The following is an 11,742-nucleotide window of genomic DNA, read 5'->3' on the forward strand; positions in this document are numbered from 1 at the left end:
ATTTTTTTAATATTAATACAGGTCAGCTTATGCCACGCACGATACCTAATCTTAGTAAACGCAATACCTCATCAAAAAACTCTAAACCGATAGTAGCGGTAAAAATGACGCAATATGTCGGCTTTTTTGTCGTCGGATATGTCCTTGCTACAGCAATATTTATGATGATTCAGACTAAATTGACCGTCAACTCGCAACTGGTTACCGTGCTCTCTATTTTAATCGGTGCGTATATCGCCGTGCATAAATTTATTAAGCATCAGCGCCGTGGCCTAGACCGTAGCGAGATGAACCGTTTAACGATAGGCGGTGTCGCTGTTGTTTGGCTACTGACCGCTATTTATTTCATTGGTATCTGGTTCTTGCTATTTGATACCATTGATCGTGAGGTATTACTGGAGATGACCACGCAGCAGCCTTTGCCTTTACTGAGTGCGCTGGTAATGATATTGGTGCTCACTTTAATCAGTGCGCGCTTAGGTATTTGGGGTTTTAATCGGTTACTTGCCCCTAAATAAACGTGCAATAGACGCACCTCAATTTGCTATAGCCCAAACGACCTACAAACCTTTTGCCCCCTTCGCTCACAAAATCCGTTACGCTGACTCTATACCATAAATTTTAACGTATTAATTGCTCTACATAATTGGGAGACAGCACTATGGATATGTTATTTTTTGACAATATAGACAAGCTTGGGCGTATTGTTCTGACAGCAGCGATGGTTTATATCCTGATTGTTATTGTGACCAAAATCTCCGGCAAGCGCTCCACCTCCCAGCTCAATAATTTTGACTGGATTGTTACGGTAATGATTGGCTCATTGGGTGCTAGTACGATATTGCTCGAAGATATCCCGTTTATTGAGGGCGGGTCGGCTATTGCCGTACTTTATCTCATGCAATTTTTGGTGACCAAATATACCTCTCTCTCGCCGCAGTTTAGTAGTGTTCTTTTATCTGAGCCACGCATTGTTTTTTATCAAGGGCAATATTTACCAGACGCCATGCGCGCTGAGCGTCTGAATCGTCAAGAGCTTGAGAACGCGATGCGTGCTGAGGGCGTTCATAAATTAAGTGATGTTGAGGCGATAGTATTCGAGTCTAATGCCACACTGACGGTCATTACTAAAAACAAAGAAATGCCCACTGATGCTGTTTCTGAAACGCTATTACCGTTAACAGATTGAGTAGATTAAACGTCATTTTTCATTATAAATAATATAGAGAATAGAGGATTAGCCGCAATGAAAGTACGACTGTTAACCGTCGGTAATAAAATGCCAAGCTGGATACAAAGCGGTTTTGATGAATACTATAAACGTATCCAGCCAATGCTTAGTACTGAAATCATTGAGCTGGCAGCGGCTAAGCGTGCCAAAAATCCTTCTGAGGCCAATCTTGCTCAGTATCGTGAGCAAGAGGGTCAGTCAATTTTAGCCGCTCATAATAGTGCCGGACGCGAGCAGCTATGGGTGTTGGATGTCAAAGGTAAAATGCTATCAACAGAAAACTTAGCCGAAAAACTGGCAGAGGCAATGCAGCAAGGCAATGATATTGCGCTCGTGATTGGTGGCGCGGATGGAGTCTCAAAAGAGGTATTAGATAACGCTGATATGAAATGGTCATTATCTGCATTGACCTTGCCGCATCCTTTAGTGCGGGTAGTATTAATGGAACAATTATATCGAGCGATGAGTATTAATAACAACCACCCTTATCACCGTGGCAATTAGAATCTAGTCATTAAAACTTACTGACTGGAAGAAATAAGAAACTCATATCAATAAAATATCAATCACTAAACGGATTGAAAAAATCGTGCGCGCCCTAATAACTGGCACATGAGCTATTCAAAACCTGTTAAAAAAATCCCTACCAATTATCCGAATCATCATGGTCAACACCGCGATGATACAGACCCTACTGCGCCTATTACGGCAGCGGTAGCTTGGGCAGACACGCCTGCTGGGTTAAGTAATGCGTCTAACCTGCCAGCAATTTTTATCTCACATGGTGCGCCGACCCTTGCCATTGAGCAGTCTGCAACCACCAGCGCTTTAGCACGAATAGGGCATAACTTACCTAAGCCGCGGGCGATTATCATCATGTCCGCCCATTGGACATCGTCCAAGCTTGAAATTAGCAGTAATCCCAAGCCTAAGACTTGGCATGATTTTTCAGGCTTTGACGCTGAGCTACATCGATTGCAATACCCAGTAGACGGGCATACTGCGCTTGCCGAATCATTAGCACAGCAGCTCAGTGCACGTGGTATTGCTTGTAGTGTCAATCCACTGCGCGTCTGTGATCATGGCGTTTGGGCGCCACTGCGGCATCTATATCCGCAGGCAGATGTTCCTATTGTTCAAGTCTCGCTACCGCAGCATTATGACAGTAATGCCTGCTACCAATTAGGCGCACAGCTGGCACAGTTACGTGATCAGCAAATCTTGATTATTGGCTCAGGAAATATTACTCATAACCTAAAAGCCTTACGCTGGGAGGCAGATAGTATTGACGTGCGCGCAAAAGACTTTAAATTGTGGCTATTACAACAGCTCAAGTCGGATATTCCTGCTGCCTTAGACTGGCAACAATACCCTGATTATCAACATATCCATCCAAGCGATGAACATTTGCTGCCATTATTCTTTGCTTTAGGTGCTGGCCAACGGGTCTCGGTCATCCATGAAAGCATGGCACATCATAGTTTAGGGATGGATATTTATCGTTTCGATTAGTATTATTTACACATCAAAACCTATCTTTCAAAAGCTGGTTTGGTAAACAGACCAGCGCGCTCCATCTCCCCTGCTAGACTCAACAATGTGACCTCATCATTCATTCGTCCTATCAATTGCATTCCAATTGGTAAGCCTTTTTTACTCATACCAATCGGTACAGACATGGCTGGCAGTCCAGTAACGTTGCCTAATAAAGTAAACGCCATTTTACCTAACACCGGTTGGCTAAGCTTCTCAATCATACCTGAGCTAAAGGCAACCTTGCCCATATCCAAGCCTTTATTGAGCACCCCAGCGCTACGCATGAGCAGCTCATCCATCCGGCTTGGTGGCAAAACACCATGTTTCACCGCAGTGGTCGGTACAGTCGGACATAAAATCATATCGTATTGAGTCAACAGCTTACCTGTCTGATATTGGCTGTCATGCCAGCCTTGTTTGGCATGGACCAAATCTACCGCTGACAACGATCGCCCAAGCATGGCCATATTATAAGTTTGTGGTTCTAGATTTTTTATATGCTCTGAGCCAAAACGGCGTTCAATATTATCGATAGTAAAAGCAGTATGCGCGCAGACGACAACCATAAAATCGTGCCAAAACTTTTCTATATTAATATTAGGCTCAGCAGGAATAACGCGATGACCCATGGCTTCTAACTGGGCAGCAGTTTGCTCAAGTACGGCTAACACCTCTTTATCGACTACCGTATTCGCAACTAATGGCTGTTGATGTAGGGCAATAGTCAAAGGCCTCGGCGCACGCATCGCAGCCTGCAAAAATGTGCCATCAGGTGGCGCAATAACATAAGGCGCACCAACTTCTGCGCCACTAGTGGCATCAAGCATTGCTGCGCTATCGCGGACGCTACGAGTAATGACATGATCTGCAATCGCGCCATCCCAGCCTTCACCAAACGCTGGTCCTAAAGGATTGCGTCCGCGACTGGGTTTCAATCCAAACACGCCGCACCAAGCTGCTGGAAAACGAATTGAGCCGCCCCCATCACCCGCGCCTGCCATCGGTACGATACCGCTGGAAACTGCTGCTGCGCTACCACCGGATGAGCCGCCTGAGCTATAGCCTTTTTTAAATGGATTATGCGTGGCACTATGAGCTTTGGGTTCAGTGGTGATAATCAAACCAAACTCTGGGGTATTGGTTTTGCCAAAGGTATTGACCCCAGTTGCCTTCATACGTTTGACAATTTCGCTATCATAAGTATTCACAATATTGACGCTACGACTGCCCATCGTTAGCGGCTCGCCTTCAAAATAAAAAGATAAATCTTTTAGCAGATAGGGCACGCCAGTGAACGCCCCTGCTGGTAATCCTGCTTGCGCAGCATTATAGGCACGCTCATCAAAACGATGGATAATGGCGTTCAGTTTTGGATTGAGCTTATTGGCACTATCAACCGCAGCGTCTAATAATTCTTTAGCGCTCACTTGTTTTGAGTTGACTAACGCAGCTAATCCTAGCGCGTCATATTGGTTATATTCTTTAAACATGATTTATTTCCCATTAAAATTAGGCTTTTATTGAGTATATTGAGTTAATAGTGTGACTGCTAGTCATCTTATAAATAATTATTGATGTAGTATTTCCACTTTACTTAAATAGAAAAGACGAGCTACTTTCGTAAATCGTCTTTTCTTTGCTCAATTAAATCAATCAATCTTTACTTCAATAGTACTTACATCAATAACTCACGCTTACCACTTTTACCCATCGGGCTGACCAGTCCAGCATCCTCCATTGAGTCGACAATCCGCGCAGCACGGTTATAGCCGATGCTGAATTTGCGCTGGATACTGGAGGCCGAAACTTTACGGGTTTCCATAATAAAGCCAACCGCATCATTATAAAGGTCATCATCTTCACCAGATGGGCTACCCGTACTGCCACCAGGACTCGATAATTCAAAGTTACCTGCCATATTATCAATATAGTCAGGCGCGCCACGCTCACGCCACGCATCACAAACACTGTTAACTTCCTCATCACTAACATAAGCCCCGTGAACACGATCTGGCTCAATTTGTCCTGGACCTAGGAACAGCATATCGCCGTTACCTAACATATCTTCGGCACCGCCACTGTCCAAAATCGTACGCGAATCCACTTTTGAGTTTACCCGCAAGGCCGCCCGTACTGGAATATTGGCTTTAATCAAACCAGTAATGACATCAACTGAGGGGCGCTGAGTCGCAAGAATTAAGTGAATCCCTGCTGCTCGTGATTTTTGTGCCAGACGAGTGATAAGCTCTTCAGCTTGCTTGCCGACTTGCATAATCATATCGGCAAATTCATCCGCAACAATCACAATCATCGGTAAGGTTTTCATCTTAGGGGCTTGGCTGATACTCACATTGTCATTGGGACGCCACAGCGGATCTAACATCGGCGTGCCAGCCCTTTCAGCGGCTATGACTTTTTTATTAAAATCACTGAGCTTACGAACCTTTAATAAACTCATCAGCTGATAACGACGCTCCATCTCTGCCACGCACCATGACAAACTACTCGCTGCTTCGGTCATATCCGTGACCACTGGAGTAAGTAAATGTGGAATATCATTGTAATTAGCAAGCTCAAGCTGCTTAGGGTCAATTAAGATAAGGCGCAGCTCATTGGGTGTATATTTGAGTAGCATCGATAGCAGCATAGCGTTGACCAATACTGATTTACCAGAACCGGTCGTGCCTGCAACCAACATATGCGGCGCGCGCGCAAGATCAGTAATAATCGGCTTGCCGCCAATATCTTTACCCATTGCCATACTTATTTGAGATTTAGAGTCTCTGAATTTTTCGGTATCCAGTAACTCAATAAGGCGTACCATTTCGCGCTGTTTGTTAGGGACTTCAATACCGATATAGGGCTTACCGGGAATGACTTCGACCACACGCAAGGATGCCATCGATAACGAACGAGCCAAATCACGTGAAATACCGGTCACCTTACTGGCTTTAACCCCAGCGGCCAGCTCCACCTCAAAGCGGGTCACCACTGGGCCCGGAATAGCGTTGACCACTTGCGCTTTGACATTGAATTCTTGTAATTTTATTTCTAACAGTTCTGATAGTTGTTCAAGCTCAGCAACCGTATAACTGGGCTGATGATTGGGATCTGGCTTATCTAATATGGACATCTCTGGAATAGGCGATAAATGGGCACGGTATGCAGCCGTTTGCATAGCGCGTGAACGCTGAGAAAAAGCGGCATCGTTATGGATTTCAGGCATCACTGGGGCATGATAGTTTTCGTTGCTGTCTGCATCATCATAGCTGTCATCTTCAGGCATCATGTCGGTAATATGATTACTACTATCACCTTCGGGCACGGCAAAACTTATCGTTGGCTTAGGTGATGGTATTGGCTCAACAGATTCACTTGTAGTCGCATTTTTGGTATTAACAACCGCTGCTGGTGCAGCTTTTGGATTGGCAGGCGGCGTGTTGGTTGGGGTCATATCTACAACAGGCTCTACTGCAGAAGCAACCTCTTCAACAGTAGCAGAAACAGGAGTCTTAGCAATAACTGGCACGGAAACAGGCGCTTTAGAAGGTCTTCTCGTTTCAAAAACTGAGGTTTCGGATACCATTTGTTCAAAAACATCGAGCGGTTCTTCTACTTTTTCAGATAACTCTTTAATAGGCTCAGCTAGTGTTTCCGGTGCAAATTGAACCGTCGAGTGATGCGTTACATCATCTACCAATGCTGATGAGTCTTCTGGTGTAGAGGCTGCTTCCGATGTCGATACTACAGCGACATCTTCAACTGAACTATGTTCTGCCAACCAAGCATCCGCCAATTCATCTACATTGGACGCTGACAAACTAGTATCTACTTTACAGGCACTATTGGTCTCAGTTGTTGGCGTATTTATTGCCACCGGTGCTGCTGCCTGCGTAGGTTCAATATATGCATGCTCAGCAGGAGCAGGGCTATGCGTAGGGTTATTTTGTTCAATAATCGTGGCATTTGCTAATAAGTCATGAACCGTGTCTGCATCATTCCAAGCAAAGCTAGGCTCTACTTTGCGTACCGTTGTGGCGTTAGGAGCTGCGTTAGAATGAGAGGTAGGAACAAAGGTATGGTTATTATTTACACTGTTAATAGCAGCCGTCTTGTTACTAGGTATTCCTGTTGGAGATTGTAAGCGGGCATTGGCACTGTTTGCCATTGCTGCCTCTGCAACCATAGTGGCTTTAACGCTGGCACCCAACCCTGATTTGGCTAAAAAATCCGACAGTACGCCACTAAAGCGGCCACTATGATCTGGTGCTTGATTCTCGATATCGTCGTTAGTTTGATGAGCTGGTTGCAAATCAAGGGGCAACTGCCCATAGTCCACTTTTTTCTGCGTGAATTTACTGATGATTAAGTCTTTACCTTCTTGAACTCGCGAGCGTTTATTCATATTTTGCTGCTCATTACTAAACGCTGTAGCCGTATTATCTTCAGCTTTTACCCCCGAACCAAGCCACGCTAAGTTAGTTAACTTATGATAAAGTACGAGCCAATGAATATTGAAGGCAAAAGTTGCCGTAATAATCACGAATAGGCTCAGGAATATGAAACTGCCCCACGGTGTTAACAGTTGCGCCAATCGTATCTGCAACTCGGTCCCGATAATACCGCCTGCAAGTCCCTTAACCCCTGTTATTACGGGAGCGGTCATCGGCTGAATTAAAGCAACCAGCTGAGCAATTAATGCACTCGCACTTAATATTACAAACACATAAGCTACCAGTCGTAATAGCCCAAATGTTGGCTTATTGTCCCACCATATCAAGATGGATTCATATATCAAAAATACCAGCAGCCACCACGCGCCAAGACCAAAAAAGCTGTAGAGCAAATCGGACAACCATGCGCCCATCGCGCCACCAGTATTGTGAACGGTCGTCATGTCGCTACTGATGTGTGACCAGCTCGGATCATTACCCGTATAAGTGAGCAAAATCACGAACAAATAAACGGACAACATTAGCCCAAGGATAGTAAATATTCCTTTCTTCAAATACTCAATAAGTGGTGCTGATATCACGTAGGATCTGCCTTATTATTAACACTAAATGAACGATACTAAATAATCGTCAACGCATGATTAAATGTAATCATGCTGACATAAATGACTCGTTTGAAATTGGGTAGCGAAGTGTCTATTATGACATAGCTGGCTGTCCATTATGCATGGCCACTTATGTATAGCCACTAAAGGTATATAGAATACGAATTATGGCGTAAAATACACGTTCAACCCTTTGCAGGTACTCATTATATATTCATCATTGATAGACAATAACGGATACTTACCAAACCCGGTTAATGATAAGTAATCTATCAAATTATAGATGATAATCTTCAACCTCAATGGTGCTGAATATAACTTCTTATAATAACAAATACCTCGCTTAAGTGGCGACTGTCTTACATGTAAAGTTGACAAAAAACAAGCCTACAAGCACGAAACCACCACCTGACTAATAGAGTCAATCGAAAAAAAATATCATTGAATAATAGGTTTGAAGAGACGACCCGCACCCTCTATATTATCTTGCAGCTTAAGATAATTTAGTTCTAATGATATCCGTGTTTATTTTAGCAAACTTGCACTTTTTGTCGCCTGCCCTTATGTTAGTATCACTCAGCATTGACAATAGCTTAGTTATGCTCAATTTTATTACATACTAATAACGACTTTTTTCAATTTTAACATCCGATTTTAGCATATCCTCTTATCACTTTAAATTTTGACCCCTAATAAGGAATATCCATGAGTACTGCATCTACTACTAATAATAGTCCACGTCATGAAAAATTAATTATTCTAGGCTCAGGCCCTGCAGGCTATTCAGCAGCCGTCTATGCCGCACGAGCCAACTTAAAGCCTGTTATGGTTACCGGTTTGGAAGTCGGTGGGCAGCTCACCACGACGACTGAAGTCGATAACTGGCCAGGTGATGCGCATGACTTAACCGGCCCTGCGTTGATGGATCGTATGAAAGCTCATGCCGAACGCTTCGGTACAGAGCTGGTTTATGACCATGTTAATGAAGTCAATTTAAATGAGCGCCCTTTTCAGTTGACAGGCAATAATGGCAGCTATACTTGTGATGCGCTAATTATCTCGACAGGCGCTTCTGCCCAGTATTTAGGTCTAGAGTCAGAAACCAAATTTAGAGGCCTCGGTGTGTCAGCTTGTGCTACTTGTGACGGTTTCTTTTATAAAGACCAAAAAGTCGCGGTTATCGGCGGTGGTAATACAGCTGTTGAAGAAGCACTCTATTTATCCAATATCGCCGCTGAAGTTACTTTAGTACATCGCCGTGATAGCGTGCGCTCAGAGAAAATTCTCCAAGATAAATTGTTTGAAAAGGCCAAAAACGGTAACATTAAAATTGAATGGAATCATAGCGTCGAAGAAGTAGTCGGTGATGATATGGGCGTCAATGGCGTGGTCATTAAATCTACCATTGATGGTAGCACTAAGCAGTTAGACGTTCTTGGCATGTTCGTTGCGATTGGTCATAAACCTAATACAGCACTATTTGATGGCCAATTAGAGATGAAAGATGGCTATATTGTGGTGAATAGTGGCCTTAATGGTAAAGCCACCCAAACCAGCATCGAAGGTGTCTTTGCTGCAGGCGACGTTGCCGACCACGTATATCGCCAAGCCATTACCTCTGCGGGTACAGGCTGTATGGCAGCACTTGACGCTGAGAAATATCTAGATGCTATCGGTGAAACGGTTGCTCGCGATCATACTTACGCATCGACGTTGACTGCAGATAAAGAAGCTTAAGTGAGCAATTCTTTCGATTTGTCTACTACTGACATAACGCCCGAGGCTTTAAGATGTCTTGGGCGCTATGACTTCCCGAGTCCTGCTGACATTGATCCTGATGGCATTGGCATAGTAGCAGTAGGCGGCGACCTTGCCCCTGATACGCTGATTTCTGCTTATTCGCAAGGATTATTCCCATGGTTTAATGAAGATGAACCAATTGCATGGTGGTGCCCTGAGCCGCGCTGCGTGATGGTACCGTCTGATTATCTGCCTAGTAAATCGCTACGTCGCCAAGCTAAACGTGAGCGTTGGCAATTAACACTCAACCAAGCATTTGACGAAGTCATCCGCGCTTGTAGTCTGCCGCGTAGCGATGGGCTGCCTGAAGGCGAGCATACTTGGATTCACGAAGAAATGATTGACGCTTATACCGAGCTCCACAGCTTTGGCTTTGCCCATAGTGTTGAAGTTTGGGATAATGAGGGGCAGCTGATTGGCGGCTTGTACGGTCTGAAGATAGGCAGTATATATTTTGGCGAATCTATGTTTCACCGTGCTACAAACGCATCAAAACTGGCATTCTGGGGGTTGATGCGCTTATGTGTCCAAAGTGAGGTAATGCTGGTAGACTGCCAATTACCTAATGACCATCTGTTAAGTTTAGGCGCAGCAATTCGACCGCGAGCTGACTTTTTGATCCAATTAGATACCTTGATTGGCAAGCGCTCAGTCCAATGGCACCCTCATTCACATCAGCCAATGGCCGTTGCTATGTTAGACAGTCTTAAGCCTTGGCAACTGAAACTGTAAATTAGGAAGTTTTAAGCTCGTGTTTATACGAATAACGTAGCCAATAATTATCAAGCCATTATTTTGAAATAATACTGTTAGAAACTACTTTTGAAGAAATTAAAACTAAGTCTCAACTCTTTTTCATGGTCAGTAGTTCTTTTTTTAAGTACCAAGCACTATACTTTTGAGATTATTATATGGCACCTGATGAATCGTTTTTACTTATTGGAACATTAGCAAAAAAGGCTAATACCACTAAAGATACCGTGCGCCATTACGATCAATTGGGCCTACTAAAATCTCGTAAGCGCCAAGCGGGATCGCGTCTTTATACTGAATTTCACCCAGAATGCATCGAACGCATTGAGCTGATTAAAAGCGCTCAAGCTATTGGCTTTACGCTCACTGAAATTAAAGACAGTTTAAATGACTACTATGATGGGCATCTTGATCTTAACGAACAGCTACATGTCACGCAACAAAAGCTTGAACAAGTTGAAAAACAACAAGCCAATATTAATCGTATGGTCGAGCTATTGACCGAGCGCATTGAAATACTCGAACGTATGAAAGTAGACAGTAACTATAAGTACGATGTTGAAGACTGCAAAAACGCTATGCCGCCTCTATTACCCTAAGAACCATTTATCAGTAATCCTGTTTTTTAACAGTTTGTTAGCTGACCTATTTTTACAGTTTTATTTAAATTTTTATCATTCTTCTAAAAAGCTACGCTGCATAATCAAAGCGTCTATTGCTGGCTGGTACGGCTGATGATAGTAGCCTTGACGTCTATGAATAACCTCAAACCCTTGCTGCTCATATAGTGCTATTGCAGGCGTATTGTCCGCGCGCACTTCTAGTAGCAGACTTTCAACTTCATTATTTTGTAATTCTTTCTTAAGTGCTGCAAAAATTTTTGATGCCACTCCTCGACGCTGATACTGTGGATGAGTACCAATACGTAATATCTCCGCCTGCTCGAAAACTACCTGATATAAACAATATCCCACCACTTCATCCTCAGCCATATCAATAACGACCATTAAACTGATGCTCTCTTGTTTAAGCAGATCGGTAAGGGTTTGATAAGTCCAGGCCTCTTGTATCTGGACAATAGTTTCGATAGTCGCAACCACTTTAATAAATGCCGCGCGTTCATCTGGTTCGGTTGCTAGCCTCTTTATATTAAACATGGGCTTCCTTTGTCTACTTACTTATTCAAACGTACTTTACTCTAGCGTCAATTATTAATAGCAAGTGATACAGTTGTTCTAATAAATTTCGCCACTCATAAAAAAGCCGCTCTCAACAAAGAGAGCGGCTTTTTGACTAACCATTTAGCAGACTAGCAGATTGCTCTGACACTGCTAAGCATCTAATACAGAAGTATTAAACGTTA

General features: G+C 43.6%; 10 protein-coding genes. 7 read left to right on the plus strand and 3 right to left on the minus strand.

Translation table 11 applies throughout. The features are described 5' to 3' along the window. Positions 1–29: 29 nt before the first annotated feature. The 4 genes from ES754_RS06545 to ES754_RS06560 all read left to right on the plus strand — a co-directional run bounded on the left by ES754_RS06545 (position 30) and on the right by ES754_RS06560 (position 2,743). Entirely contained in the window at positions 30–518 is a 489-nt protein-coding gene (locus tag ES754_RS06545) for an ABZJ_00895 family protein (RefSeq protein ID WP_201538814.1), read from the plus strand. Between the two features lie 143 nt (positions 519–661). Further along, entirely contained in the window at positions 662–1,189 is a 528-nt protein-coding gene (locus ES754_RS06550) for a DUF421 domain-containing protein (protein WP_147223117.1), read from the plus strand. A 57-nt stretch (positions 1,190–1,246) separates the two neighbouring features. Continuing rightward, the gene (gene rlmH, locus ES754_RS06555) at positions 1,247–1,735 is read left to right on the plus strand and encodes a 23S rRNA (pseudouridine(1915)-N(3))-methyltransferase RlmH (RefSeq protein WP_147223119.1); all 489 of its coding nucleotides are present in this window, start codon (positions 1,247–1,249) and stop codon (positions 1,733–1,735) included. Between the two features lie 108 nt (positions 1,736–1,843). Beyond that, entirely contained in the window at positions 1,844–2,743 is a 900-nt protein-coding gene (locus tag ES754_RS06560; protein ID WP_147223121.1) for a DODA-type extradiol aromatic ring-opening family dioxygenase, read from the plus strand. Positions 2,744–2,763: 20 nt separating this feature from the next. On the opposite strand, the gene ES754_RS06565 is transcribed toward ES754_RS06560, so the two are convergent. Then, positions 2,764–4,257, minus strand: coding sequence for an amidase (locus tag ES754_RS06565; RefSeq protein ID WP_147223123.1), 1,494 nt, complete (start codon positions 4,255–4,257; stop codon positions 2,764–2,766). A 185-nt stretch (positions 4,258–4,442) separates the two neighbouring features. Further along, entirely contained in the window at positions 4,443–7,802 is a 3,360-nt protein-coding gene (locus tag ES754_RS06570) for a DNA translocase FtsK (protein ID WP_147223125.1), read from the minus strand. 729 nt (positions 7,803–8,531) lie between these two features. Here ES754_RS06570 and trxB point away from each other — a divergent pair. From trxB to ES754_RS06585, 3 genes are all read left to right on the plus strand, one after another. Next, the gene (gene trxB, locus ES754_RS06575; RefSeq protein ID WP_147223127.1) at positions 8,532–9,563 is read left to right on the plus strand and encodes a thioredoxin-disulfide reductase; all 1,032 of its coding nucleotides are present in this window, start codon (positions 8,532–8,534) and stop codon (positions 9,561–9,563) included. An 18-nt stretch (positions 9,564–9,581) separates the two neighbouring features. Beyond that, positions 9,582–10,358, plus strand: coding sequence for a leucyl/phenylalanyl-tRNA--protein transferase (gene aat, locus ES754_RS06580; protein WP_147223363.1), 777 nt, complete (start codon positions 9,582–9,584; stop codon positions 10,356–10,358). A gap of 179 nt (positions 10,359–10,537) precedes the next feature. Continuing rightward, on the plus strand, positions 10,538–10,978 hold the full coding sequence (locus ES754_RS06585) for a MerR family transcriptional regulator (protein WP_147223129.1): 441 nt from the start codon (positions 10,538–10,540) through the stop codon (positions 10,976–10,978). A gap of 75 nt (positions 10,979–11,053) precedes the next feature. On the opposite strand, the gene rimI is transcribed toward ES754_RS06585, so the two are convergent. Beyond that, positions 11,054–11,536, minus strand: coding sequence for a ribosomal protein S18-alanine N-acetyltransferase (rimI, locus tag ES754_RS06590; RefSeq protein ID WP_147223131.1), 483 nt, complete (start codon positions 11,534–11,536; stop codon positions 11,054–11,056). Positions 11,537–11,742: the final 206 nt, after the last annotated feature.

Origin of the sequence: Psychrobacter frigidicola (assembly GCF_007997305.1) — a bacterium.
Lineage (GTDB): Bacteria > Pseudomonadota > Gammaproteobacteria > Pseudomonadales > Moraxellaceae > Psychrobacter > Psychrobacter frigidicola.